At 53.5% G+C, this 26,343-nt stretch carries 24 protein-coding genes and 1 other annotated feature; of the genes, 7 read left to right on the top strand and 17 right to left on the bottom strand.

Annotated elements, in window-relative coordinates; translation table 11 throughout:
- Positions 1 to 52: 52 nt before the first annotated feature.
- From metG to MYS68_RS07700, 3 genes are all read right to left on the bottom strand, one after another.
- Positions 53 to 2,056, bottom strand: a complete 2,004-nt coding sequence (gene metG, locus MYS68_RS07710) for a methionine--tRNA ligase (protein WP_248925275.1) — start codon at positions 2,054 to 2,056, stop codon at positions 53 to 55.
- Positions 2,057 to 2,095: 39 nt separating this feature from the next.
- Positions 2,096 to 2,360, bottom strand: a binding site (T-box leader).
- Positions 2,361 to 2,432: 72 nt separating this feature from the next.
- Positions 2,433 to 2,657, bottom strand: a complete 225-nt coding sequence (gene yidD, locus MYS68_RS07705; protein ID WP_248925274.1) for a membrane protein insertion efficiency factor YidD — start codon at positions 2,655 to 2,657, stop codon at positions 2,433 to 2,435.
- 237 nt (positions 2,658 to 2,894) lie between these two features.
- Positions 2,895 to 3,554 carry a hypothetical protein gene (locus MYS68_RS07700; protein WP_248925273.1) on the bottom strand — a complete coding sequence of 220 codons (660 nt, stop codon included), beginning with the start codon at positions 3,552 to 3,554 and terminating at the stop codon, positions 2,895 to 2,897.
- Positions 3,555 to 3,717: 163 nt separating this feature from the next.
- Here MYS68_RS07700 and MYS68_RS07695 point away from each other — a divergent pair, with 163 nt between their 5' ends.
- Positions 3,718 to 4,566, top strand: a complete 849-nt coding sequence (locus MYS68_RS07695) for a hypothetical protein (protein ID WP_248925272.1) — start codon at positions 3,718 to 3,720, stop codon at positions 4,564 to 4,566.
- Between the two features lie 86 nt (positions 4,567 to 4,652).
- Here MYS68_RS07695 and MYS68_RS07690 read toward each other — a convergent pair whose 3' ends face one another.
- The 3 genes from MYS68_RS07690 to MYS68_RS07680 form a co-directional block, all read right to left on the bottom strand.
- Entirely contained in the window at positions 4,653 to 5,663 is a 1,011-nt protein-coding gene (locus MYS68_RS07690; RefSeq protein ID WP_248925271.1) for a bile acid:sodium symporter family protein, read from the bottom strand.
- Positions 5,664 to 5,852: 189 nt separating this feature from the next.
- Positions 5,853 to 7,055 carry an MFS transporter gene (locus MYS68_RS07685; RefSeq protein WP_248925270.1) on the bottom strand — a complete coding sequence of 401 codons (1,203 nt, stop codon included), beginning with the start codon at positions 7,053 to 7,055 and terminating at the stop codon, positions 5,853 to 5,855.
- Positions 7,056 to 7,087: 32 nt separating this feature from the next.
- Positions 7,088 to 7,654 carry an NUDIX hydrolase gene (locus MYS68_RS07680; protein ID WP_248925269.1) on the bottom strand — a complete coding sequence of 189 codons (567 nt, stop codon included), beginning with the start codon at positions 7,652 to 7,654 and terminating at the stop codon, positions 7,088 to 7,090.
- 189 nt (positions 7,655 to 7,843) lie between these two features.
- Between MYS68_RS07680 and MYS68_RS07675 the strand changes: the two genes are divergently transcribed.
- Positions 7,844 to 8,110 carry an HPr family phosphocarrier protein gene (locus MYS68_RS07675; RefSeq protein ID WP_248925268.1) on the top strand — a complete coding sequence of 89 codons (267 nt, stop codon included), beginning with the start codon at positions 7,844 to 7,846 and terminating at the stop codon, positions 8,108 to 8,110.
- Positions 8,111 to 8,180: 70 nt separating this feature from the next.
- Here the strand turns inward: MYS68_RS07675 and MYS68_RS07670 are convergent, their stop codons facing one another.
- A complete protein-coding gene (locus MYS68_RS07670; protein ID WP_248925267.1) occupies positions 8,181 to 8,807 on the bottom strand; it encodes a histidine phosphatase family protein in 627 nt (208 codons plus the stop codon).
- Between the two features lie 209 nt (positions 8,808 to 9,016).
- Here MYS68_RS07670 and MYS68_RS07665 point away from each other — a divergent pair, with 209 nt between their 5' ends.
- Complete coding sequence (locus tag MYS68_RS07665) at positions 9,017 to 9,766, top strand: MBL fold metallo-hydrolase (RefSeq protein WP_248925266.1); 750 nt, start codon at positions 9,017 to 9,019, stop codon at positions 9,764 to 9,766.
- A gap of 417 nt (positions 9,767 to 10,183) precedes the next feature.
- Here the strand turns inward: MYS68_RS07665 and uxaC are convergent, their stop codons facing one another.
- Both uxaC and MYS68_RS07655 read right to left on the bottom strand, forming a co-directional pair.
- Positions 10,184 to 11,590 carry a glucuronate isomerase gene (gene uxaC / locus MYS68_RS07660; protein ID WP_248925265.1) on the bottom strand — a complete coding sequence of 469 codons (1,407 nt, stop codon included), beginning with the start codon at positions 11,588 to 11,590 and terminating at the stop codon, positions 10,184 to 10,186.
- Positions 11,591 to 11,736: 146 nt separating this feature from the next.
- A complete protein-coding gene (locus MYS68_RS07655) occupies positions 11,737 to 13,230 on the bottom strand; it encodes a tagaturonate epimerase family protein (protein WP_248925264.1) in 1,494 nt (497 codons plus the stop codon).
- Positions 13,231 to 13,387: 157 nt separating this feature from the next.
- Between MYS68_RS07655 and MYS68_RS07650 the strand changes: the two genes are divergently transcribed.
- Positions 13,388 to 14,236 carry a helix-turn-helix transcriptional regulator gene (locus MYS68_RS07650; protein ID WP_248925263.1) on the top strand — a complete coding sequence of 283 codons (849 nt, stop codon included), beginning with the start codon at positions 13,388 to 13,390 and terminating at the stop codon, positions 14,234 to 14,236.
- 27 nt (positions 14,237 to 14,263) lie between these two features.
- Here MYS68_RS07650 and MYS68_RS07645 read toward each other — a convergent pair whose 3' ends face one another.
- The 3 genes from MYS68_RS07645 to MYS68_RS07635 form a co-directional block, all read right to left on the bottom strand.
- Complete coding sequence (locus MYS68_RS07645; RefSeq protein ID WP_248925262.1) at positions 14,264 to 15,343, bottom strand: AbrB family transcriptional regulator; 1,080 nt, start codon at positions 15,341 to 15,343, stop codon at positions 14,264 to 14,266.
- Positions 15,344 to 15,546: 203 nt separating this feature from the next.
- On the bottom strand, positions 15,547 to 16,818 hold the full coding sequence (locus tag MYS68_RS07640) for an FAD-binding protein (RefSeq protein WP_248925261.1): 1,272 nt from the start codon (positions 16,816 to 16,818) through the stop codon (positions 15,547 to 15,549).
- A gap of 184 nt (positions 16,819 to 17,002) precedes the next feature.
- Positions 17,003 to 18,289 (bottom strand): Gfo/Idh/MocA family protein, encoded by a 1,287-nt coding sequence (locus MYS68_RS07635; protein WP_248925260.1) that lies wholly within the window; start codon positions 18,287 to 18,289, stop codon positions 17,003 to 17,005.
- 163 nt (positions 18,290 to 18,452) lie between these two features.
- On the opposite strand from MYS68_RS07635, the gene MYS68_RS07630 reads away from it, so the two are divergent.
- The gene (locus MYS68_RS07630) at positions 18,453 to 19,289 is read left to right on the top strand and encodes an AraC family transcriptional regulator (RefSeq protein WP_248925259.1); all 837 of its coding nucleotides are present in this window, start codon (positions 18,453 to 18,455) and stop codon (positions 19,287 to 19,289) included.
- Here MYS68_RS07630 and MYS68_RS07625 read toward each other — a convergent pair.
- The 3 genes from MYS68_RS07625 to MYS68_RS07615 all read right to left on the bottom strand — a co-directional run bounded on the left by MYS68_RS07625 (position 19,286) and on the right by MYS68_RS07615 (position 22,312).
- Positions 19,286 to 19,549 carry a DUF6171 family protein gene (locus MYS68_RS07625; protein ID WP_248925258.1) on the bottom strand — a complete coding sequence of 88 codons (264 nt, stop codon included), beginning with the start codon at positions 19,547 to 19,549 and terminating at the stop codon, positions 19,286 to 19,288. The two genes, MYS68_RS07630 and MYS68_RS07625, sit on opposite strands and share 4 nt — an antisense overlap.
- 3 nt (positions 19,550 to 19,552) lie before the next feature.
- Positions 19,553 to 21,040 (bottom strand): alpha-N-arabinofuranosidase, encoded by a 1,488-nt coding sequence (locus MYS68_RS07620; protein ID WP_248925257.1) that lies wholly within the window; start codon positions 21,038 to 21,040, stop codon positions 19,553 to 19,555.
- A 243-nt stretch (positions 21,041 to 21,283) separates the two neighbouring features.
- On the bottom strand, positions 21,284 to 22,312 hold the full coding sequence (locus tag MYS68_RS07615; RefSeq protein WP_248925256.1) for an AraC family transcriptional regulator: 1,029 nt from the start codon (positions 22,310 to 22,312) through the stop codon (positions 21,284 to 21,286).
- Positions 22,313 to 22,439: 127 nt separating this feature from the next.
- On the opposite strand from MYS68_RS07615, the gene MYS68_RS07610 reads away from it, so the two are divergent.
- On the top strand, positions 22,440 to 23,015 hold the full coding sequence (locus MYS68_RS07610) for an NAD(P)H-dependent oxidoreductase (RefSeq protein ID WP_248925255.1): 576 nt from the start codon (positions 22,440 to 22,442) through the stop codon (positions 23,013 to 23,015).
- A gap of 132 nt (positions 23,016 to 23,147) precedes the next feature.
- Here the strand turns inward: MYS68_RS07610 and xylA are convergent, their stop codons facing one another.
- On the bottom strand, positions 23,148 to 24,464 hold the full coding sequence (gene xylA / locus MYS68_RS07605) for a xylose isomerase (RefSeq protein ID WP_248925254.1): 1,317 nt from the start codon (positions 24,462 to 24,464) through the stop codon (positions 23,148 to 23,150).
- A 162-nt stretch (positions 24,465 to 24,626) separates the two neighbouring features.
- Between xylA and MYS68_RS07600 the strand changes: the two genes are divergently transcribed.
- Complete coding sequence (locus tag MYS68_RS07600; protein ID WP_248925253.1) at positions 24,627 to 25,790, top strand: ROK family transcriptional regulator; 1,164 nt, start codon at positions 24,627 to 24,629, stop codon at positions 25,788 to 25,790.
- Here the strand turns inward: MYS68_RS07600 and MYS68_RS07595 are convergent.
- Entirely contained in the window at positions 25,787 to 26,212 is a 426-nt protein-coding gene (locus tag MYS68_RS07595; RefSeq protein WP_248925252.1) for an NUDIX hydrolase, read from the bottom strand. The two genes, MYS68_RS07600 and MYS68_RS07595, sit on opposite strands and share 4 nt — an antisense overlap.
- Positions 26,213 to 26,343 lie beyond the last annotated feature (131 nt).

The following is a 26,343-nucleotide window of genomic DNA, read 5'->3' as shown; positions in this document are numbered from 1 at the left end:
CTGCCTCCCATGAATGGATAATGGTAAATAACATTGTTCACGTTAACATATATTATTTTACCACTGATCCTACCGGTATGTCATCAGCAACTGTGGCCAAAGTTAACTCATCCCCCTGCGATGCGGCCAAGATCATGCCCTGCGACAGCTCGCCGCGCAGCTTTACCGGCTTCAGGTTGGCGACAAGAATCACCTTGCGGCCGACCATCTGCTCCGGCGTGTAATATTTGGCGATGCCGGAGACAACCTGCCGCTGCTCATAGCCGAGATCGAGCTGCAGCTTCAGCAGCTTGTCGGCCTTCTCGACGCGCTCGGCGGCGATTACCTGCGCGACGCGCAGCTCCACCTTGAAGAAATCGTCGATGCCGATTTCTTCCTTCGCTTCCGCAGCAGGCGCCGGGGCCGCTTTTGCGACGGTTTCACCCGGCGCAGGCTGGGGCTGCTCCGGTGCAGCCGCCGCGCCGCCGCCCATCGTGCCCGCGATGTAGGCAACCTCCTTTTCCACGTCGAGACGAGGGAAAAGGTTCTCGCCCTTCTGCACGCGCAGGCCTGCCGGCAGCTTGCCGAATTCGCGCACCGTATCCCACGCTGTAAGCTCAGACAGCCGTTCTGCCGGAATGCCGATCTGCTGCCAAATTTTCGCCGGCGTGCCGGTCGTGAACGGCTGCAACAGCACAGCCGCGATGCGCAAGCTCTCGGCGAGGCAGTACATCACGGATCCGAGCGCCTCCCGCTTCGTCTCGTCTTTCACCATCGTCCACGGCTGCGTTTCGTCGATGTATTTGTTCGTGCGGCTGATCGCCTGCCAAATAGCCGACAGCGCCACGGAAAACTCCATGTTTTCCATCGCTTCCTCCGCCTGCTTGACCGAAGTTTCGATCGTACCCAGCAGCGACGAATCAAATTCAGTTGCACCCGGAATGTAACCCGGCAAAACGCCGTTAAAATATTTGTCGATCATTACGACCGTGCGGCTAAGCAGGTTGCCGAGATCGTTGGCGAGATCGAAATTGATCCGTTCGACAAAGCTTTCCGGCGTAAACGTGCCGTCCGAGCCGAACGGCACTTCGCGCATGAGATAATATCTCAGCGCATCTAGGCCGTAGCGGTCGATCAGCGTTACAGGGTCTACGACATTGCCCTTGGACTTCGACATTTTGCCGTCTTTCATTAGCAGCCAGCCGTGCGCAAACACCTTTTTCGGCAGTGGCAGGCCGAGCGCCATCAGCATGATCGGCCAGTAGATCGTGTGGAAGCGGACGATTTCCTTGGACATAAGGTGAACGTCGGCCGGCCAGTATTTCCGGTATTTGCTGTCGTCCTCGCTGCCGTAGCCGAGCGCCGTAATATAGTTGGAAAGCGCATCGATCCACACGTAGATGACATGCTTCGGGTTACCCGGCACCTTGATGCCCCAGTCGAACGTCGTACGCGATACGGCGAGGTCTTCCAGCCCGGGTTTGATGAAGTTGTTGATCATCTCGTTTTTGCGCGATTCCGGCTGGATAAAGCCGGGGTTTTCCTCGTAATACTGCACCAGACGATCCGCATATTTGCTCATTCGGAAGAAATAGATTTCCTCCGTCAGCCATTCCACCGGCCGCCCGCAGTCCGGACATTTGCCTTCCACGAGTTTATTTTCCAAGTAAAAAGACTCGCAAGGCGTACAATACCAGCCCTCGTATTTACCGAGATAAATATCGCCCTGATCCATCAGCTGCTTGAAAATCTTTTCAACGGCGCGTTTGTGCCGCTCGTCCGTCGTGCGGATGAAGTCGTCATATGAGATGTCGAGTTTTTTCCATAAATCCTTGATGCCGGATACGATGCCGTCAACGAACTGCTGCGGCGTTTGGCCTTTCTCCTGTGCCTTGCGTTCGATTTTTTGCCCATGCTCGTCGGTTCCGGTCAAATACATGACGTCGTATCCGCGCAGCCGCTTGTAACGGGCCGTCACATCCCCCGCTACCGTCGAATAGGCATGCCCGATATGCAGCTTGTCGCTCGGATAATAAATCGGCGTCGTGATGTAAAACGTTTTTTGCTCTTTGGACATAAATGCTCCTCCTTTTTTAATTAAAAAAGCCCTCATCCCCTTTGGGACGAGAGCTTCGAGCTCACGCGGTACCACCCAATTTCCTCAGCGGCAAATGCCTGCCGAGGCTCTTGTTCAAGTCTCTGCGACCTCCATTAACGCTGGATCACGGCGGCAGCTCACGGGTACGCCTGCAGGCGGCAAACCAGCTCACAACCGCTTCCTCCGGGACCATATTCCTCTGCTTCGCGCTATGCCGGTTTTCAGCTTCCCCGGCTCTCTGTCATAGGCTTAAGCAAAGTACTCATCCGTTCATGGGAAATATGGATATTATTAGCCAAATATATCGAAGACAACCCTCTCTTGTCAAGTCTGCTGGTGTACATCCAACGCTCATCTATTCGGGATCCGGCGGAGGGACGTGGTCGATGCCCCCCGGATGGAACGGATGGCATTTGCAAATTCGTTTTGCCGCAAGCCAGGAGCCTTTGAGCGCGCCGTGACGCTCCAAAGCGACAAGCGCATACTCGGAGCACGTCGGATAAAACCGGCACGTCGGCGGCTTTAGCGGGGATATGCATTTACGGTAAAAAAGAACGGCTCCGGTCAGCAGCTTTACCATGGTTCGTTCCTTCCTGAGGTAATCACCCCTAAATCGTTGCAGCAACCGCAGTACAATCAATTAAAGATCATCATATCACAACAAAAAAAGGACCTGCAAGGTCCGCTCAAAGGGTACATCAACTGCTAACGGTCGCGTTCTGTTCTTGTTTCTTGCGTTCTTGACGCTGCCGCTTTTGCTTCGCATGGGTTTGCCGAGGGACAATTTAAAAGATAATGCACAATGGTTACGCAAATATCACGGAGACGGGTCAGTTTTGCCCATCAACCGATCCATATGATTCTTCAGCTCCTTGAGCGGGTGTTCGATCCGTCTTCCCGTCTCGCGTTCGATTCGTTCGGCGGCGGCTGTCATCGACAGCTGGCCTACGGCAAGTCGGCTTGCCGGCTGCCGGCGAATATGCTCGGCGACCAATTCGAGATACTCTCCCTCTTTTCCTTCCATAAATAGCTCGAAAGATCGTTCGATCACCGACGCTTCCACATCCGGACGAACCCCTCGCCGATCCGCGAACATCCTTAACCTCCTCATCGTTCCTTGCACCGTAGCCGGGTTGGTAAACAAGATGCGGACAGGGCCTTCCGACTCGAACAGCGATGTCATAAACGGCTCGTCGATGGCAGCAACAGGGCACGGCGTGCGGGGCCGAACTTCGTCCATCGCGGCGATATAATTTGTGCATGTGAGCAGAATGGCATCGGCAGGATATCCGCCAATCCACTCCAGCTGGCGCTCCATATATATGCGCAGCTCATGTTGCTGCCGCTCTTTGCCATTCAGCCAAGGAATAAATCCCGGATCTACATAATGAACGAGCCGGTAATCGCTTCCTAAGGTTCTTTCAATGCCCGGAATGTTGTTATGATGTGCATGAAGGCAGCCTATTGTTTTGACCATACTTCTCCGCCTTTCGTCTCGGTTTGTCCGTAAATGGTTTAATCTTATATTAAGGTATTTTTTAGCCGTCATTAAGTTTATCGTCATCTTCTTTTCATATTTGAGATTTACATTAGGAAATGTAAGGAGCCATACATATAAAAAGGATAAGGTGGAGAGAACCATGAATCGGAGAAACAAAAAAGCGATCGTTACTACATTGACAGCTGCATTGCTGCTCGGAGGAGCTCTGGGCAGCACCTTCTCGCCAAAAGCTTTTGCGGAGGAAGCATCCGCAGCCGCCGGAACTTCTGGAACTTCTGGAGCTGCTGCAACACCTGCCGCTGCCGGCGCCAACGCACTCGATATTGCCAAGCAAGCCGGCATTGATCTTCACTTGGATCAGATCGTTCAGAACAGCGCCGTTTTCCTCGATTTCGATGACTATGGGGACCTGATCGAGCAGCTGAGAGCGGGAAGCAGCTTGGTGGATGTCGCCAAAAGTGCAGGGTTTGACGCGGACGATTTCGTAGCCCGGCTGACAAATATCTCCGTCACAGAGATCGATAACGCTTTGGCGAGCGAAAAGCTGACCAGCGAACAAGCCGATCAACTGAAATCGGCCGTAAACGCCAAAGTCAAAGAAATCGTAAACACCGCAGGCTATCAGGAACCGAAATCGGCGGCAGCCGCTTCGGATGCGTCCTCCGCAGCCGCGGATCCGGCGAAAAACATCGATCTCGGATTGGATAAAATCGTAGCTCTTTCCTCGCAATATTTGGATATGGACTGGATTGACGTGAGAGACGCTTTGAATAACGGAGATTCGCTGGCAAGCCTCGCCAAAAAGACCGATCTCGGCGAAGAGGGGCTGCTGAACAAGCTGATGGAATATGCTGAGCTTAACATTCAAAATGCGGCATCGCAGGAGCTGATCACCGGTGATCAAGCCTCGCAGCTGATTACGAAAGCACAGGATGCAATCAGGAAAGCTGTGGAAACGTCCGGCTACAGTGACCGCGTTCAAGGCTAACGCCTTTTAAAATAAACCAACCCCCCGTATCGAGACGAAAGCTCGGTCCGGGGGGTTCGTGCGTTTTGCGCCATCCAATCGCGGCATCAGCCGCTCAGTCTGCCGCCGTTTCCCGCAGAAGCGGCAATCGTGGAGGACGGCGGCTCCGTGCCCATGCCGTAGCGGGAGCGCAGCAGGAAAGCGTAAAACGATGCGAGGATTTGCTGAAACAGCATGCAAATAATAACCGGCATCGCCACCGCCGCCGGGAAATAAGTGGTCGCCAGCACGGCTCCAGCGCTAATATTGCGCATCCCGCTGTTGAACGTCATTGCGACGACAATGCTGCGGTCCCAACCCATCAGCTTCGCCACAAGCCAACCGATCGCATAGGACGATATCGCGATAAGGAGCACAGTGATGAAGATGACGAACAGCTTGGCGTTAAACAATTTCAAGTAAGGAGCGACAAGCGAGCTGTTGATCGCCACTACGACGCCGAGCGAAATTTTCGAGACCGGAGACAGCGGCACGCCGAGCTTCTCCTTGATTTTCCCCTTCGTCCATCCGTTCAGCACCATGCCGAGCACGGAAGGAAACACAACCATCCACAGCAGCCCCTTCATCATACCCAGCGTGTCGATCTTTACATCCGCTCCTACAAGAAGGTGCATCGTAAATGGAACAAGGAAGGGGGACAGCAGCGTATCGATCAAAATCAACGAAAGCGTAAACGCAATGTTGCCCTTGTAAATAGACACCCACATGAAGCTGATGATTCCTGTCGGGATTGCAAACGCAAGCAGGAGCCCGGTGATCGTCAGCGAATCCCCGGCAAACACGATATGCCCGGTAACAAGCGCGACCAGCGGCATGACCAGATGGAGCAAAGCCATACAGGTGAGCAGCGGAACCGGATGCATGATGACCCGGGTCAAATCTTTAAAATTCGATCCGAGACTGCCCGAAAAGGTGATTAAAGCAAATATCCAGGGCACAAGAAACGAATAAGGCTGAAGCGTGGCGGAAAAAATCACGCCCAAACAGACTGCGGTCGGCGTGATCAACGGCATGATTTTTTCCAGCTTTTTGTTGAGGCGAAACAGGAATGGATACATGACGAAGTCCCCTTGTTGTCGTTATGAACACGTGAACAATGATGTTTTTATTGTACCATAACTTGACGGCAATTGGGGGAAAAAATAAAACCTCCGCTTCCGATCGGGCGCAAAAGCATTGTTCGCACCGCCGGATAGGAGATTTTTCGATTGCTAAGATCAGGCTGCTGAGTTTCGTTCGAAAAATCGCTAATGGCCCGAGGGCAGCTGCACCCCTTGCTGACGATTCTCCTCCGAAGCTGCGCTTTTACCGGAAAACAGCGGAACGAGCAAAGCGCATGCCATAGCCGCGATCATAAGCGCAATAAAATACCCGCCTTGAAAATCTTTAACGAACATGGCGGATACCAGAAGCAGGATCCGGGTTACGTTTAAAAACCATTCGCGCCACAGAAATATTCGCGCCTGTTCGATCGCCGTATGTTTGCTTATGATTTTAAATTGACCGGTATTCCATACGGTGCCGAAATAAAACAACCCTATTGTCGTCAGGATGTTGGAGATCACCAAAAAAAAGGAATGCTGCAGAAGCGCGCACAAAAAGCCGATGCACATCGATGCCATGCCGATGGCGAGCCAAATTCCGTTTTGAATTTGCAGCCGCCGGTACAAAAACATCGATCCGATCGAAGATAACGCGTACATCACATTAAGCAGCGCGATGACGAGTTTATCGCTCGATACCGAAAAAGTAAAAATGATCGCAAACAATGCCTGAAATTGCAGAAATACGCCTGCCGCGAGACAGGAAGGCACCATCCAGCGGATTGCGGGATAACAAAACACTTTGGAAAACGACATATTGCGGAATAACGGCTCCGGTTCCTTCGCCAGCGTGATGGGCGGAATGGAAAAAGAGACGACAAGAAGCAAAATGACGAACAGAAACATAAGCAAAAACGAGCCGTTGTAGCCGACCCACTTGATGACGAGAGCGAACACGACCGGATTGAGGATCGACACGGCCTGGCCTATTATGCTGGCATACGAAAAGTATCCTTCGAAATCTTTTCCCCTGCCGAACACGCTGAGCGTAATGTTTTGCGCCGATGCGTAAAATCCCCACATGATGCCGACCGGCACGGCTATAATCGCGATCCAGAGCACCCGGTTATCCAAATGCAGAAACGACAGAAGCAAAAATGTCGCCGTGCCGCTCAGTGCAACGGTGCGAATCAGAAAACGGGTCGAAAACGCAGACAAAAGCCGCGCCCCGACCGCAAATGCAATGCTCCATGAAATGAACATGACGAGATTGAACCACGTCACATCCTTGATTTGCTTCGCGCTTTCCCAAATATACAAATTCACAAATATGCCGATGTAGTTGAAAATAATGTTCGACGCCGCGTTCATCAAAAGCACCCGCTTGATCTGGGGTGTGATGCTCATTCTCGTCATCTCCTCTAAAATCTTGCTGTCCGTTACCCGCGGCGTAAAATGGAAAATCCCGTACCGTTAAACGACCCGATCGGCGCGCGATCCTCGTAAAGTCCGGTCCCGTCCCCGTTCAATGCTATATCGACGAGCCACCGGGTAAATCCGGCGACCTGCATATCCTTCATCTCCTCCAGGCTGAAAAAACCGGCTGCATCGACCTCCGTACCGTCCGGAACCGGCTCGCCGTCCACATAATCCATCGTAAACGCGATGTAGACGTTATGAACGTCGCGCGGCTGATCGCGGAGCGCGACGATGCCTTTTACTTTTGCCGTCACGTTCGCCTCTTCCTTCACTTCCCTTTCGATCGTCTGCTCGATCGGCTCGTGCTGCTCGATGTACCCGCCCGGGTTCGTCCAGTTTCCTTTGCCGGGCTCGATCGCTCTGCGGACAAGCAGCACCTTGCCTTCCCGCTGCACAAGCGCTCCCACGCCGATGCTGTAGTTGCCCCAATGCACGAAGCTGCACTTGGTGCAGGCGTTTCTCTCCGTCCCTCCGATATTGCGCAGCTCGAGCGGGCTGCCGCAATCCATGCAAAACCGTGGTGCCATGAAATATCATCTCTTTTCGTTTAATGTCATGCCCTATGAATAAATATAGTTCATCTTGATCGAAGGAACAATATCAATAACTATCCCCAACGGAAGCAAATCTTGCTATAATATGAAGGATGGCATCAATCAAACTTACTGACCTCAGGCTGCTGGCAATCGGTCATCTTTTGCGGAGGACGAATACGTATGAGAGTTCACGACCTGGAAATTCCAAAAAACTTTGAAAAAGAAGATCTGCAAAGGCTTACAAGAGAAGCGAATCAGTTCAGCTCCGACATTAAAATCCGTTACATCACGGACCATCAAGTGGAAGTCGATATGAAAAGCTTGCTCGGCATGATGCTCGTACCGATTGAGAAAGGCACCAAGATTACCCTCGTGACCAAGGGGCCGGACGAGAAGGAAGCGATCGATTTCATCAGCGAACTGCTCGAGAAACCTTCTCTTTCGTGAAAAAACGAAGGAACAGCCCGAATCCGGCCAAGGATCGGCTTGCTCCTTCGTTTTGTTTTTACCGCCGGGTCTACGGCACCTTAGCGGCGAACGAATCGTAGCGGCAATTAAACTGCGTAAGGCGCATTCCTTCAGACGATGTTTCCACAACGGCGATGCCGGTGTTGCTCTGGACCAGCTGGCGGTACGCGCGAAACGGCATGGACAGCACCCCGGCCAAATATATGCGGATCGCCGTGCTGTGGCTGACGGCAAGAATCCGCCCGTCCGGATTATGTAATGCCGTTTCCTCGAAAAACGAATTCATTCGCTCGAACACTTGACGGGCGGTTTCTCCGGTGGAGCCGGCGGCGTTCGTTTCAGGCTGCTCGCACCACAATCGCCAGGCATCGGGGTAACGGGAACGAATTTCGTCGCCTCTCAAACCTTCCCACAGGCCAAAATCCACCTCTTCAAGCCGAGAATCCGTCCGCACGTCAATACCGTGTACCTTGGCGATCGGCTCGGCGGTTTCCTGCGCCCGCTTCAATGTAGATGCATATATGGCGTCCAGCGGCGTACCGGCCAAAAACTCGGCCGTTTTGCGGGCCTGCTGCGCTCCGGTATCCGAAATCGAAATATTCGTCTTTCCGCAATACCGGTTATGATCGTAATTCCATTCCGTTTCCCCATGCCGAACGATGTAAAATCGGGTCAATTCAGGCACTCCTTTTCTCTGATGTTTCATATCCGGCCTTTAGCCAAGCTTCGCCTCGCAATAATGCAGCCATATCACTATCGTAATGGACCGCTTGCGTGTTGGCAACCACTCTCGACTGTACTCCGTTTCAAGCGTATTTGTTCCTTGTGTCCACTTAACCGAGGATGTATAATCGTTTCGAATATGAACGATCCGGAGGATACATCATGAACGTATTTTTTATGGGAACCGCAAGTGCGGCAGGCAGCAAAGAAAGGGACAATACTTATCTTTTGCTGCAAAACAACGAGGAGAGCTGGATGGTCGACGTAGGCGGAAATCCGCTCGGCAAGCTGAAGCAGGCTTCCATCCCGATAGACCGCATCAAAGGCGTCATTTTTACGCATTTTCATGTCGATCATATTTACGGCCTGCCCTCCCTGCTTTGGGGAATGTGGATCGCGGGGAGGAAGGAACCGCTGACGCTTTTCTGTCCGCAGCCCAACGAAGCTCAGCTGCGCAGCATTTTGCAAAGCTATCAAGCGGCGGAATGGCCGATCGGGTTCGATATCGTGATCCGTCCGTATGAATGGGAGCAAGAGAATGTCATTGTCGACCAGCCGGATTTCCGCATTTCCACGTTCCAGAGTCTGCATGGCGTACCCGCTTCCGGCATCGCGGTCCAGAACGGCGGTCAAGTGCTTATTTATTCTGCGGACACGGGTCCGAACGAATGGATCGCCAATCAGCCGCGAATCGATGTGCTCATTCACGAAGCAACGAGGGCCCGGGGCCGGATGAGCACGCATACGAGCCTGGAGGATTTGCTCGCTTTTTATCCTATAGACCGCATCGGAAAAGTGTATGCCGTTCACCTTACGGACGGAGAGCCATACGGAGAGGTGCTGGCCGGCAGCAGCGACGCTGCAAAGTCCAAGGTGGAGCTTGCTTGCGATATGATGAGTATCACTGTGTAAGGGCATCCCCCTAGGAGTACCCTATATTGTTGCCCCCCTCCTCTAGGGGGACCCCGGGCGCCCCAAGCGCAATGTTGTCAGGGTTAAGCGGGAACATAGCGGAACTATGGTTCGCTATTTGGGGCGATTTCGGACATTTTTGGAAATTAACGGAACTCAGGTGCTCTATTTGTCGGATTTCCCAATCCACAAGCCATTTTCTACCGATTTAGCGCATCTCAGTTCCTCTATTTTTTCGATGAAGCCATTTTTCTGAGAATAACGAACGTGAGTTCCGCTATTTTTATAAACTACTTATTTTCGAGGAATAACAGTTCCAAGTGTCATTTAGTCTTCTATGGTTCCAATCTCGATTTCGAATGTAAAAAACCTGGCGAACATTCCGCCAGGTTTTCTTTGTATATAGTTCGTTCGTTTTTAGAAATTGAAATACTCGTTTGCGTTGTTGTAGGAAATGTTTTGCACGATTTCGCCGAGCAGCTCCATATCGTGAGGGAACTCGCCGTTCTCTACCCATTCGCCGATCAGGTTGCACACCAAACGGCGGAAATATTCGTGGCGGGTGTAGGACAAGAAGCTGCGGGAGTCGGTCAGCATACCGACAAAGCGGCTCAAGAGGCCGACGTTGGCCAGCGTCTTCATTTGGTCTAGCATGCCGTCCTTCGTATCGTTAAACCACCATGCGGAGCCGAACTGGATTTTGCCCGGGATGCCGCCGCCTTGGTAGCTGCCCATGAGTGTGGCCAAAATAATATTGTCGTTCGGGTTGAGCGAGTACAAAATCGTTTTCGCCAGCGCATTGTCCTTGTCGAGCGTATCGAGCAGACGGCTCAGCGGATAAGCGACCGAGCTGTCGTTGATCGAGTCGAAGCCGGTGTCCGGACCGAGCTGTGCGAACATGCGGCTGTTGTTGTTGCGGGACGCGTTGATATGGAACTGCTGCGCCCAGCCGAGCTCGGCGTAAATTTTGCACAGGAACACGAGCGTGTATGTCTTGTACTTCTTCTCCTCCTCGAGGCTGACCGTTTCGCCTTTCAGCGCTTTGGCGAAAATAGCCGCTGCCTCTTCCTTCGTCGTTTCCGCGTAAGGAACATAATCAAGCGCATGGTCGGATACGCAGCCGCCGATCGAGTGGAAGAAACGCGCGCGCGAATCGAGGGCGGAGAGCAACTGATCGTAGTTTGTGATCGTTTGTCCGGTAACTTCGCCGAGCTTGCCTACCCATGGCAGGAACGTCGCGCGGTTGATTTCAAGCCCTTTGTCCGGGCGGAAAGAAGGCAGCACCTTCACATCAAACGTCGGATCATCCTTGATTTTGATATGATATTCGAGTGAATCGGTCGGGTCGTCCGTCGTGCAGATGACGCGAACGTCGGATTTCGTGATGAAATCGCGCGCACCGAAGCCTTCGCCGCTCAGCTTGGCATTCACTTTTTCCCAAATCGCCGGAGCGTTCTTCTCGTTGATCAGCTCGTATACATCGAAATAACGCTGCAGCTCCAGATGCGACCAGTGGTAAAGCGGGTTGCCGATCGCTTGTGGAACCGTTTTCGCCCATGCGAGGAAACGGTCGTAGTCGCTGGCTCCTTCGCCGCCGGTTACATATTTTTCCAGGACACCGTTCGCTCTCATGACTCTCCATTTATAGTGATCGCCGTACAGCCATGCGTCGGTGATATTTTTGAACTTTTTGTTCTCGTAAATCTCCTGCGGGCTCAAATGGCAGTGATAATCGATGATCGGCATTTTTTTGGCATAATCGTGGTACAAGCGAATCGCAGTTTCATTGTTCAGCAGAAAGTTGTCATCCAAAAACGGTTTCATTGCGCAAATTCCACCTTTCAAAAGTATTGTTCACGTTAACATTCATACGGTAAAGGAAGACCCATAAGCGGGTCTCCCTATTAACAATATCATGTTTCGGACAACATAGCGAGTGCTTCACCCGCAAAATCCGAAAAATTTTCCGATTACTTGCCGAGCAGCTCGAGGTGTTTGCCGATGTGTTTGATAAGCGCCTGACTGTACTCTTCCTCGTGATCGCTAAGCGTGCGGTAGAACTCGTCCTTGAACAGCGAGTTGCCTTGCGCGTCTTTCGCCTGCAGCAAAATGCCGTAAGTGATGTGAATAACTTGGCGGGCGTTTTCCTCGTCCATGTACGTCGGCAGGTCCGCATCGGACACTTGATCCAGAGGTTTCACCTTGTCCGGCGTACCGTTGACATGGTAGTAAGCCGTCGCTTCCTCGTAATGCTCAAGCGCATATTGGTGCATTTTGCGGTACAAGGAAGGATTCACTCTCGCAACCGTACGCATCGCCTCAAGCCAGTTCGTGCCGGCAGTTTTCACGTGGAAGCGACCCTTCGTATATTCGCCGATCAGCTGGAATACGCTGAACTTGTCGCTGCCGGAGTGGATGCTCAGCTTGTAGCCGAACTCGTCGGCCAGGCCGGCATGGATTTTGAGCTCCTTCTCGAACTGCGCGATATCGCCGATGTAGTCGATGCCCTTCTGGAACTCGCCGCAAAATCTCGGCGCCATGCTGTAAATTTCCAGACCGCGGCTGTACAGCTCCTTCGCCACGAAGAAATGGGATTCCGGAGCGGTCGGCGTAGCCGTTTCGTCGATGGAGATTTCAAAGTCCACCGCGCGCGGAGCCGTCTTGATATACGTATTGTACACGTGCTCCATAAAATCGATCGCTGCGCCATAGATCAGCACGTTTTCGATTAGCGTCGCCTTGTCGAAAGTGAACTTCGTGCCGGCAGCCTCGAACGTTTTGTCCAGGTAACGGCTTTCGTAGTGGCTGCGGACGGATTCGGGCAGCTGCGCATATTTGGCCGCTTGAGCCTCACGCGTAGTTCCGTCCACGGTATTGTCGATTTTTTCCGAGCAGTCCAGCGTCAGCATCGTAAAGCCCAAGTCAAGCGACATTTGGATGTCTGCTTCGACCTTCAAGTGGTCGCCGTCTGCGCCGTAGCCGTCCTTGTAGCCTTCCTGGAACACGGCGTAAGCGGCGGCGTCGACAACTTCTTTATAGTTGCGGCCGGTCAGGTTCAGCTCGCGGATGCTTTGCTGGGCCAGAATCGGACGAACGTTTTTGCCGCGCACCGTTTGGATATGTCCGGGAGATGCAAGACCGAGACGGTCGCCGAGACCGATCGTGGCGATTTGCGTTCCGAACGCCTGAGGCGCCGTATATGGGAAATATTTGTTGAGCACAAGGCGGTTTTCATGCGACAGCGGACATACTTTGTACCCGCCTTGGGCGTTTCCTTGCAGTTCGCTGTACAAGCTTCCTTCGCCAACGGCGATCAAATATTTCGTGTAGCCGTCTTTGATCATAAGAAGTTTCGTGCCGGCCGCTTCGTCGAGCGATTTTTCATATACCTTGACGCCATTTACCGCCGCAGCGGAAACGGTTCCATTTTGGATCGCCTGTGCGATCGATTCATACTTGCTCATGCTATTAAAAAGCCTCCTCGACTAATGGTAACAACTCTTTTTTCATCATATCGCAAATTAATATCAGAATCTCTACGATTTTTGCTGTAAATAGCATAAACCATGCATATTTTGCTATAACGGAAGCAAGCTGTTACAATGTGGTGGGGGTGTCCGCATGAGCGAAACGGTTTCCTTTACTTACGGGTCCGAAGAGGACGATTTTTATATCGATCACGTCCGGCGAACAGAGCCGTTCGAACGAACGAATCATTATCACGGCAACTATGAAATCTACTATTTACTTTCGGGCCAGAGGACTTACTTCATTAAAGACCGTTCTTATTTAATATCTCCGGGCGATCTGGTATTTATAAACAAACACGAAGTGCACAAGACGTCGGACATCGGCGAACCCGGTCACGAGCGGATCGTCATCAATTTCAGCGACCAGTTTCTCGGAGCCGATTTTCCTTTAAAAGCGCCATATTTGTTTGTTCCGTTCGGGCATCCGGGTCACGTCGTCAGCCTCAAGCTGCAGGATCAGCTGTTCGTGCAGACGACGCTGGACAAGCTGATGAAGGAATTAAAAGACCAGGCCACCGGGTACGAGCTGTATGCGAAAACGCTGCTGATCGAGCTGCTGCTCTTCGCGACCCGTTACCTTGAACAACATAAAACCGTTCCATTTGAACATGCCAGCCCGCTGCACAAAAAAATTTCGGAAATCGTGCAATACATCAACCGGCATTACGCCGAGCCGATCACGTTAACCGCGCTTTCCGAACGTTTTTACATCAGTCCGTATTATCTAAGCCGGGCGTTTAAGGAAATTACCGGTTTCTCGTTCGTCGAATATTTGAACGTGACACGCATCAAGAAAGCGCAGCAGCTGCTCAAGGAAACGAATGCGAAAATCATCGAAATCGCCGATCAGGTCGGCTTCGAAAACATCGCTCATTTCGGGCGGGTGTTCAAAAAACTGACCAAGCTGGCTCCGCTCGAGTACCGCAAGTTCAGCCCGTGAGCAGTCCGGGAGCCCGACCGTTCCACATTATGCCTTGTCCGTACCGGGCTCCATGCGCCCGAACCGGTTTAAGCCCCATTTGAGCACCGGCGGTACGAGGAACAAAATAAACAGAATGCGGAACATTTGATAGGCGACGATCATCGTAATATCCGCATGCGTAATCGCCGCCGTCACGCCCATCTCCGTCATGCCGCCCGGCGCGGTGCTGAGGAAAGCGGTCAGAAATGTGATCGGATGCAGCAAACTGAGCACGTAGGCGATAGCCAGCGAAAAAAGCACTACGCCGATGCCGCTGAGCGCGGAGTACGGCAGCAGCTTTTTCCAGTTCGCGAGGCTGCCCAGCCTCGTCGTAACACCCATATAGGCGCCGATGGCCCACTGGGCGGCGATGATCAGGAGCGGCGGTACATGCGGGGCCGGCTCGCCCAGGACGACCAGAAGCGCGGCCGCCACCAGCGGCCCGAGCATATAAGGCGTCGGAAAGCGCAGCTTGACCGCAACCCAGCAGCTTGCCGCGATAGCGGCGACAACGCCGGCGGAAAACGCCGGATGCGCAAGCCAGGCCGTGTAAGCATTCGCCGCTGCGGAGGCAGGAACCGCCCCGTCGGCGCTTGCGGCAAGGCCGTGCACCGCCACGAAGGGCACGATAAAAATGACGGCCATCAGCCGGATCGTCTGCATAAAAGCGACCTGCGTCCCTTCCGCTCCCCTCACCTCCTCGCTTAATACGACCATCTGGGACAGGCCGCCCGGAATGCTGCCGATCACGCTGCTGGCCATCGTGATTTCCGCTTTCCGCGCCGTCAGCCAGGCTGTGGCCAAGCTGAAAGCAACCGTAAGTACGGTGACGGTCAGCATCGTCGGCAGCTGCACGACGATCTGGTGCCCCGTTTCCTTCGTAAACGTGATGCCCATCATGTAGCCGAGAACGGCGAGCCCCGCATTGCGCAGCCCGATCGGCCACCGGAGCGTCCGTTTCGCAAGCTCGCCCCAAAGCATCGCAGCCGCCATCGGGCCGAGCATCCAGCTGAGCGGGATATGCAGCAGCGTAAACAGCAGCCCGCCGGCGCCCGTCACGAGTCCGGTTTCAAGCAGTCTTCTCATTGTTGTTCAAGCTCCTTTTTCGTTCCGTCGTCGTCCCTCTTATTTTACTTGAATAAAGCTGCGGATGCACTTATAGCTATGATAAAGACGGTACATCTACGTGCTGAAAGGTTAGGGCACAAACAGGCCGCCCGATCGATCCCCGGCGGCCTCTTTATTACTCGTTGAGCTGCTGAGCCTCATCTGCAGCTTCTCAATGGGTACTATGAATAATTTTCCATAATATAACTTTTCAAGAAATTGTTACAAAACTTTCCTTGAGGGTCGCACTGAAGGAGCAGCTGCCGAAAGTCGGGCAGCTTTTCGTAAAGCGATTGAACATGTGCGGGTGGCATGGCAAACAACTTCCCCCAATGCGGACGGGCATGAAACGGTGCCAGCTGCTCTTCGATGATCGGCAATATTTGCCGCACAGCTTCCCAGTCCGCTTTCCACGTAAAGTGAATCCCCACCGATTGCTGCTTGTAACAGGGGCTCATCCACAGCCGATCTTCCGCAATCGTACGAACCTCGGACACATAGAGATACGGCGCAATGCTGTCCTTTATTCGGTCAATCGCACATAACGCATCATAAGCTTTTTGGCGCGGCACGAAATATTCGCTTTGCAGTTCCTCGCCGGCGCTTGGCGTAAAATCCATCCGGAAATGCGGCAGCCGTTCGTACCACGGCCCGGGAACGCCAAGCTGCTCGCTGCAATTCTCCGCCGAGTAGCCGGGCACCGGATGCCGGTGCGCACCTGCCGGCGCAGCGCCAAAAAATTCGGAGTCCGCCGGTGCAGGGGTGTAATCGTTTGCAATACGCTTTTGCCATACTTGATTGAAACCCGCAGTTTTCCAATCCGTGAATAGACTAACGCTGTAAGCGCTGGAGAAAATATCGTCAAAATGGTCCTTCAGCTGCGCTAAAGGCAAGTTTTCGAATACGTGTTGGCTCATCTGGAACGTAGGGATCACATCCAGAGTGATTTGCGTAATAACCCCAAGTCCTCCAAGTCCCACGACCGCTCCCTCGAAGAGACCGTCTTGCCCTTCTCGAGAGAAAACGGCTTTCTCCCCATCCGCTTTGACGACTTCCAGGGAGTGAACCGCAGAAGCAAGATTGCCGTTTCGGTCACCGGAACCATGTGTTGCTGTTGCGATTGCACCTGCAATGGATATGTGCGGCAGCGATGCCAAATTGTGCAGCGCATAACCGCATCCGTGCAAATAATGGCACAGATCGCCGTATCTTATACCGGCTTCGACTGTAATCTTATTGCGTTGAACGTCTAAATTTATAACGCGGTTAAGCTTTTGAAGCGAGAGGAGACTCCCGGTACAATCAGCGATTCCATTAAACGAATGCCGAGTGCCAAGCGCCTTGATCAGGCTGCTGCGAGCCACGATTTCCTGTACTTGTTCCACCGACTCCGGAACAAGAAGTTCCTTCGCGCTGTAGCTGTAATTGCCTGCCCAGTTTCGATTGTTTTCCATACGCGTACACCCCCGCAAAATCGGATGAAAGATCTGTGCAAAAATATAAATTTTTATAATAAACATTCTACATGTATCGGCTATTATCCTGCCCTATAATCCCAAAGAAGAGTTCCTCCTTTACGAGAAAAAAAGCAGCCGCCTCACGATAAGGCAGCCGCTTCTTTTTCTTATAGGCTCTCTCTTAAAACTGCACGAGTTGGTCCACTTTCACCGGAAGGCCGGTGCGGATCGAGATGTTGCCGGCGATGCCGGTCAGGATGCTCATCGCGCCGTCGACGTGAGACGCTGCGCGGTTGAAGCGGTCCGGCGTTTTTTCCGCGCCGAACAGGTCGTTCAGCAGCACCGGGTCGCCGCCGCCGTGACCGCCTTTGCCTTCGACCACCTTCACTTCGTACGGCTGGTCGAACATCGGATGCACGATGATTTTTTTGCCGACTACCGCGCCTTCAAGCCCCTGCTCGCCGCCGGAGTTGACGTACGATTGCTCGATCACGTTCATTTCGATACGTCCCTTCGTGCCGCTGAACGATACACGGAAGCCTTCCCACGGCGCGTACGCGTACAAGGAGTAAGTGAGCATCGCGTTGTTTTTGTAGCGCACGAGCACGCTCATCGTATCCTCAATGTTGATGCCGTCACCGAAGACGCTTTGGTCGCGATAATAGCCGTCCTCATGCTCCGCATCGGCGTACATCGCCTTCAGGCTGTCGCTTTGCTCCAAATGCAGCGCAAACGGATCGTTTTTCGCATATTCCGAACCGCGTGCCCGCGAATAAAACTCCGTCACGCCGCGCTTCTCCGCATTTTCGCGGCCGTAGAACATCAAGTCTCCCTGCGCGTAAACAGTTTTCGGCTGCGTGTTCAGCCAAAAATTGACCAGATCGAAATGGTGCGTCGACTTGTGTACGAGCAAACCTCCGCTGTTGCGCTTGTCGCGGTGCCAGCGGCGGAAATAGTCGGCGCCGTGCTTCGTGTTGAGCAGCCATTCGAAGTGAACCGCCGTGACGTCGCCGATTGTGCCGTCCTCGATCAGCTCGCGGATTTTCGTGTTGTGCGGAGAATAGCGGTAGTTGAACGTAACGCGCAGCTTGCGGCCGGTCCGCTTTACCGCGTCGAGAATTTCCTGGCACTTTACTTCATCGACCGTCATCGGCTTCTCAGTGACGACGTCGCAGCCAAGCTCCATCGCGCGGATGATGTACGTATGATGCGTGCGGTCGACGGACGTGACGATAACCGCATCCGGCTTCGATTCTTCGATCATTTTATCGAATTCGTTCGATTTGTAGGTCGGAACCGCCTTGGCGCCGTTTTTCTCCAGCTGCTTGTTGGCGTAGTCCATGCGGGTTTGGTTCACATCGCAAAAAGCGACGATCTCCGAAGTTTCCTTAAAATCTTTGGCGATCGCATTGTAAAAAAATTGCGCGCGGCCGCCTGTGCCGACTTGAGCATAACGGGTACGAGACATGAATATTCCCTCCAGCATAATTTGGTCTGTTGGAACAGCTTTCATGCCTCCTATTGTATTGCAAAAATTACATGAAAACATTACATCATTTGCTTACATCGAGATTTTTTCTACATTTTTTGTTATGATAGACATCATAATGACCCGAAAACGAGGTGCCGTTTTGAAACACGAAGTCATCCCCCAGCAAAAACCGTTTCTCATCGAACACGTCAAACGAACCGCCAGCTTCAGCATGAGCAAGGATCATTCCCACGACTCCTACGAAATTTACTATATGAGCTCCGGCGAGCGGTTTTATTTCATTAAAGATCGGACTTACCACGTTAGGCAAGGCGACCTCGTACTGATCGAGCCGCTGGTGCTTCATCGGACGACCGAAGCTTATTCGCCCAACCACGAACGGGTGCTGATCAATTTCAAAAAAACTTTTGTCGGCGGCATTCTCGTGGACATGGATTTCGATCCGCTGGGCATGTTCGGAGCGTTTCCGCTGCTGCGTCTTGACGGCAAGGAACAAACCCAGGTATCCCATATGCTCGATAAAATGCTCCGCGAAAACAAGCTGGCCGCCCCGGAATCGCATGGCCTCCTGAAAGTGCAGCTGGCCGAGCTGCTCGTTTTTATCCACCGGTGTACGAAGAGCGCCGCAGCGAAGCAGCCGGAATTCCCAAACACGCTGCACCAAAAAGTGTCGGACATCGTCAAGTACATCAACGAGCATTACGCGGAGCCGCTCAGCCTGAGGGACCTGGCGGATCGTTTTCATATGAGCCCGTTTTATTTGAGCCGCATTTACAAGGAAGTGACCGGCTTTACGTTTGTGGAGTACGTCAATCAGGTGCGGATCAAGGAGGCTCAAAAGCTGCTTAGGACGACATCCTTGAACATCACCGCGATCACGGAAAAAGTCGGCTATGAAAGCAGCACGCATTTCGGGCGTGTCTTCAAGGCGATCACCGGCATCGCGCCGCTGCAATACCGCAAGCTGAACCTTTAATCCCACAGGCTGCCTTCCGGCCTCGGGCACGTCTTCGCCTTCAGCTTCGCCCGGATCTGAACGATGCAGCCGCAAACCGTGCACGTGTGCCCTCCGGCCAACCCCGCGCACGAGAAGCATGCCTGAAGACGCCGCTCGTAAGCTTCCGCCGAAACACAATCCTCGGGGGCAAACCTTGCCGCCGCGATCATTCTGCCGATCCTCTCCTCGACGATAGCGCCGTTTTCTTCGCAGTTTCTGCAAAGTTTCGCCGTTTCCATACCTTATTGCGCAGCCAGCTTCAACACGGCCACGGACATCGGCGGCAAAACCGCTTCGATGGCGTCCTGCCTCCGCACGAAATCTTCAAACGGCTGCGGTTTAACACGCTCCGGCTGCTCGAACGTGTTATGTTCGCGCATATCGCCGGCCGTCAAGATCGTTCCGGACAGCACAAAATCGCCGCCTGAACCCCGAAGCTCGATGCGGACAGGCGCCTTCGAATGATGATCCAGGTTGCACAAGCTGATATGAATATGACCCTCCGCATCCTTCGAGGCCGACACCGATACCTGGGAGAGCTGTTCTCCTTCCATTTCGTACACAGCTGCGCTTGCCGTATGAATATCCAGCAGCTCCGCGTCCTGATGCACCTTAAACATGTCCATCACATGATACGTCGGCGTGAGCAGCATCCGGCTTCCCTCGGTCAGCACCACGGCCTGCAGCACGTTGACCGTCTGCGCCAAATTCGCCATATGTACGCGGTCGCAATGGTTATGGAAAATGTGCAGATTGAGCCCGGCGACAAGCGCATCGCGGATCGTATTTTGCTGGTATAAAAACCCGGGGTTCGTACCCGGCTCGACATCGTACCAGCTTCCCCATTCGTCGACGATCAGCCCCACCCGTTTTTGCGGGTCGTATTGGTCCATTATCGCCTTATGTTTCGTGATCAGCTCATCCATAAACAGCGTTTTCTTAAGCGTGGCAAACCATTCGTTTTCGCCGAATTCGGTGGCGGAGCCTTTCTGCTTCCACTCGCCGGGCACCGTGTAATAATGCAGGCTGATTCCGTGCATATGGCGTCCGGCTTCGCGCATCAGCACCTCCATCCAGTTGTAGTCGGACGTATTCGGCCCGCAGGCGATTTTGTAAATCTTGTTGTCGCCGTAGCTGCGCACATACGTTTGGTATCTCCGGTACTCGTCCGCATAATATTCCGGCCGCATGTTGCCGCCGCAGCCCCAGTTTTCGTTCCCGACTCCGAAATACTTCAGCTTCCACGGCTCCTCCCGTCCGTTCCTGCGCCTTAAATCAGCCATCGGCGATTCGCCGGAAAACGTAATGTATTCCACCCATTCCGACATTTCCTGAACCGTGCCGCTGCCGACATTGCCGGAAATGTAAGGCTCGCAGCCAAGCAGCTCGCACAGACGCAAAAATTCGTGCGTGCCGAAATGATTGTTCTCCACGACGCCGCCCCAATGCGTGTTGACCATCCGCTTGCGCTGCTCTTTCGGCCCGATGCCGTCCTTCCAGTGGTATTCGTCGGCAAAGCAGCCGCCGGGCCAACGAAGCACCGGAATGTTCAGCTTCTTAAGCGCTTCCAGAACGTCATTGCGAATACCTTCGGTGTTGGGAATCGGCGAATCTTCCCGGACCCACATCCCTTCATAAATGCAGCGGCCCAGATGCTCGGCGAAATGCCCGTAAATGAATTTGCTGATGTTTCCCTTCGTTACGTCGGCATTGATTAAAATTTGGTTCATCACATGAATTGCCTCCTTTGGATTAATATAATTACAAATCGATAAATGATTATATTTACTTAATTATCATATGATGAAATCGCGAATTGATCAAGTTTTTTCCAAATGAAAAAACCGGCCTTCCTCATAAGCGGGAAAGTCGGTTTATGTATTTTCGGCAGCCGTTTGAATGCGCCTGCGTTCAGCTTTTTTGTCACGCAGCGCCATGAATTATCCCTCGAGTCGTCATTAAAATTTTGCTCCTTACTCTGAGGCTGCCGTGTTTCGCTTGGCGTTGGTCCGGTATTCTCCCGGCGTGAATCCGGTCCATTTCTTGAAAGCGTTCTGGAACGCGCTTGGTTCCGAATAATGCAGCAAATAGGCGATTTCGGCTACGGAATGCTCCCATTTCGCGAGGTAGCTCACTGCAAATTCCTTGCGTACGCGCTGCGCCAAATCGTTGTAGGAGACGTCCTCTTCTTTCAGTTTGGCCTGCAGCGTTCTCGAGCTCATCTTGAACGCGTCCGCCGTCTGCTGCAAAGTAGGGAAACGGGCAGGCATGCACTTCATCATCCATTGAAATACCCGGTCGGAAAATTCTTTGCCTTGAACCAGCTTTCGCATGATGTCCTCGGCGATCGGCTCAAACGCTCTTCGCAATCGGGCATCCGAGTACAAGATTGGGTAGTGCAGCACTTCCTTGCTCACGCGGAGCATATTGTCGTTTGTGCCAAATGCCGGCTCCACGCCAAATGTCGCAACGTACGGACCGATATCCGCAGGGGCCTCGTGCGCGAACCTGAGTTCTTTTACCGCTATCGCCCGATTGCTTATGCGGACTGTGAGATGATACAGCGAGCTGATCATATCCTCCATGCAGTGGCGCGATGCCCGGGCAAGGCCCGGCTTGAAAAACCGCAGCCAGACGTCCTCCCCCCGTTCCTCCCACTCCAGATGATACCCGCTGCAAAGAATGACGTGGTATCTCCGGTATGCGGCAAGCGCGTCAATCACTTTCTCCGAATGCATCATGACGTAACCGAGAATCCCCATATCCGCAACGTCCGTCGCTTTGCCCTGCTGCAGGCCGAAGTAGTCGTCCTGCGTAAACTTCGCCGCTTCGTACATCAATCGCTCCAGCTCTTCCTCGTCAATCCGCGCTTCCACATCCTGCAACTGCCGCATATCGAAGGAAATCCGTTCACAAAACCGCCGAAAATCAAGCCCTTTGCCCGTGATGGACCTCATGATCGGATAAACCAGGGAAATGGCGTACCCCTTGCTGCTTTTCAATCTTCCGCTCCCCCTTGCGCAAAATCATAAGTTTTTTACACGTTGGATCATTTATGCATGATGCCGAAACATGTAATCTGAGTTTAGCAACCGAACCTACAATAACCATCCACGAGGAGGATTCATCATGAAAATACTCGTTATCATCGGACACCCCGACCCGGAGAGCTACTGCTCCGCCCTAGCTCGCGCCTACATCGAAGGGGCGTCAAGCCGGACGGATCGCGTACGCGCCATCGACCTCAGCCAAATCGCATTCGATCCGAATCTAAAATACGGATACCGGAAAAGAACGGAGCTCGAGGAGGAGCTCCAGAAGGCGCAGGAGTCGATTCTCTGGGCGGATCATCTGGTTTTTGTCTACCCTACCTGGTGGGGAACGATGCCCGCCGTTTTGAAAGGATTTTTCGACCGGGTGTTTTTGCCGGGCTTCGCGTATAAGTATCGGGAAGATTCGCCCTTGTGGGACCGGCTTTTAAAAGGCAAGTCAGCCCGTTTGATCGTCACGATGGATACGCCGTCCTGGTATAACCGGCTGATCTACAGACACGCAGGCCACCGTGTGATGAAAAACAACATTTTGCATTTTTGCGGGATCAAGCCTGTGCGCATTACCGAGATCAGCCCGATCAACTCATCGTCGGAAAGTCAGCGCGCAAGCTGGCTGCAAAAGGTGCGGCGTCTCGGTGCCGAGCTCGGCTAAACCGGTATATCGCTCCACACTACTTTTATTACACAAATGATACCACGATGGCAAGAGATCTTCTGAAAAAAAACAATCGCCCTTCCGCAGTTGGGCGGAAAGGCGGTTTTGCTTGCCTGTATGTTACCGATCTTACACGTTGATCAAATATTGATTGATCGTACTTTTGATCAGCTCCAGACGGCCGGAGGCGTTTTGGATTTCTTTATTTTGCAGCGCGTATGCTTCCAGCGTACGGAAATTCGCTTTGCCTGCGACGATATCGGCGCCGATGCCGGATTTGAACGAAGCGTATCTTTCGTCCAACACTTTGGCGAAAACGCGGTCTTCGATCAGCTTCGCCGCCACCTGCAGGCCGCGGGCGAACGCGTCCATACCGGCGATGTGCGCGTAAACGAGGTCGATCGGCTCGAACGAGCCGCGGCGCACCTTCGCGTCGAAGTTGACGCCGCCCCGGCCGATGCCGCCTTCGTTCAGCAAAATCTCATGCATCGCCAGCGTCGTCGAGTAAAGATCGGTCGGGAATTCGTCGGTATCCCAACCGAGCAGCATGTCGCCCTGGTTCGCATCGATCGAGCCGAGCGCGCCATTGATGCGCGAAACATGCAGCTCGTGCTCGAACGTATGGCCGGCAAGCGTCGCATGATTCGCTTCGATGTTCAGCTTGAAATGCGGCAGCAGATCGTACTGGCGCAGGAACGACAGCGTCGTGGCCGCGTCGAAGTCGTATTGGTGCTTCGAAGGTTCTTTCGGCTTCGGCTCGATCAGGAACTGGGCGTCGAAGCCGATTTCCTTCGCATAATCGACGGCCATGTGCAGGAAGCGGGCCAGGTTGTCAAGCTCCAGCTTCATATCCGTATTCAGCAGCGTCTCGTAGCCTTCACGGCCGCCCCAGAACACGTAGTTTTCTCCGCCGAGCTCTTTGCCGTGCTCGAGCGCTTTTTTCACCTGCGCCGCCGCGTAGGCGAACACATCGGCGTTCGATGTCGTGGCGGCGCCGTGCGTGAAACGCGGATGCGAGAACATATTCGCCGTATTCCACAGCAGCTTTTTGCCGGAAGATTTCATGTTTTCCTTAATCAAAGCGACAATTTCATCCAGATTGCGGTTCGTTTCCTGCAGGGTGTCGCCTTCAGGGGCAATGTCGCGGTCGTGGAAGCAGAAATAGTCGACGTCAAGAATTTGCAGCAGCTCGAAGCACGCTTCGACGCGGGCTTTGGCCAAATCCATGCCGCTGTAGCGGTCCCATCCGCGGATCGCCGTGCCGCTGCCGAACGGGTCGGCGCCTGAGCCGGTGAAAGCGTGCCAGTAGGCGACAGCGAAGCGCAGATGTTCCCTCATCGTTTTGCCTAAAACCACTTCATCCGGGTTATAAAATTTAAATGCGAGCGGGTTCGTCGATTGCCGGCCTTCGAATTTCACTTGCGGCACGTTCGGAAAATACGTCATGATCGTCCCTCCATCATAGGAATAAAATAAAAGCGTTTTCGTATCATTCCCTTTTATCATATCACTGTCCGCAAACTTTGTAAATTGATTAAACTAACTTAGTGTGCAAAAAAATATGTTTTCGTGATACAATCTAGTAAAACATCCGCTGGAGACACAAACATGAAGCAAACGGGAGATTTGAACCTCGTCAAACAAATGAATAAAGCGATCGTTCTGGAGCATATCCGCAAGCATTCGCCGGTGTCGCGCGCCGAAATCGCCGCTCTGACGGGACTGACCAAGGCGACCGTATCCTCGCTCGTAAGCGAATGGATCGACAGCCACATGGTGTTTGAAATCGGCACCGGCGCATCGAGCGGCGGGCGCAAGCCGGTGATGCTGCTGTTCAACAAGCAGGCCGGCTACGCGATCGGCGTCGATTTGGGCGTCGATTACATCGCTGCGGCGCTGACGGATTTGGAGGGCTCCGTCGTACAGGAGCTGCGAATCGCCCATCGCAACATTTCGGTGCAATCGGTCATCGGCGATCTTGTCCGATGCGTCCGTGAACTCATTTCACGTGCTCCCGTCAGCCCATACGGCATCGTCGGCATCGGCATCGGCATCCCGGGCATCAGCGACGACCAGGGGACCGTGCTGTTCGCGCCGAACCTCGGCTGGGAAAATGTGCCGCTGAAGCAGCTGGTCGAGCAGGAGCTCGGCATCCCGGTCGCCATCGACAATGAAGCGAATGCCGGAGCCGTTGCGGAAAAGCAGTTCGGCGCAGGCACTTCCGCCTCCCACCTCATCTATGTCAGCCTCGGCAGCGGGATCGGCACCGGCATCATCATAAAAGGCGAGCTGTACCGCGGGGCGACCGGCTTTTCCGGGGAGATCGGGCACGTCACGATCGAGCTCAGCGGGCCGAAATGCCGCTGCGGCAACATCGGCTGCTGGGAGCTGTATGCGTCCGAGCATGCACTGCTGCAGCAGGCGAAAAAGCTGCTCGGCGAAGACGGCATCGATGTCGAGACGCTCATCTCCCGCGCGCGCGAAGGAAACACCGATGCCGTGCAGCTCTTCTCGCGGCTCGGACATTATCTCGGCGTCGGTCTCGTGGGCATCGCCAACAGCTTTAACCCGGAGCTGATCATCATCGGAGGACGGCTGACGGAAGCCGCTCCATGGCTGGAGAAACCGATGCACGAGGCTTTGGAGCAGCGGCTGCTGCCGTTTCCGCGCAAGGAGCTGCAGGTGCGGTTCTCTTCGCTCGGTGCGCGCTCCGCAGTGCTGGGGGCTTCCTCGTTCGCCATCTCCACCTTTCTCGCCTCCATCAAAGCTTAGTTCGTTTGGGGATCGGCGGACCGGTCGGATATATAAGTCAGCAGAAAGTCCCTGTCCTCCGGAAAGCATAAATCCAGCGAGGCGATGCGTTCTGCGGACTGCCAGCGGATATCGTGAATGAGTCGGTCCGGGTCTTGAATCGCCGCCTCTCCCCCGATACATTTCACCTCGAAATACCGGAATATGAAGCGGCCCTCCGATCCGGCGCCGCTTTTTTCATGCAAAAACCGCACAACCTTCACCCGGTATCCGGTCTCCTCCCACACTTCCCGCTCGCAGCATGCTTCGAAAGTTTCCCCCGGCTCCATCCCGCCGGACGGTACGGACCATCGCTTCTCCTCGTCCGGCTTGCCCTGCAGCACCATCAACATTTCGCCCCGGCCGTTCATGCAAACAGCCGCGGCTCCACTCCATACATTCATCGGACACTCTCCTCCGCTATCCGGTTCGTACACTTTGATTATAATCAAGAAGGCACGCCATATTGGCGGAATATACACCGTGCCGGAAGCTTCACCCGAAGCTTGCCGGCACGTTCAACAAGTCGGCAGCA

This window comes from Paenibacillus hamazuiensis (genome assembly GCF_023276405.1).
In the GTDB taxonomy this organism is placed as follows: Bacteria; Bacillota; Bacilli; order Paenibacillales; family NBRC-103111; genus Paenibacillus_AF; species Paenibacillus_AF hamazuiensis.
Note: the sequence above shows the minus strand (reverse complement) of the source record. Positions and strands in the feature narration are given on the sequence as shown.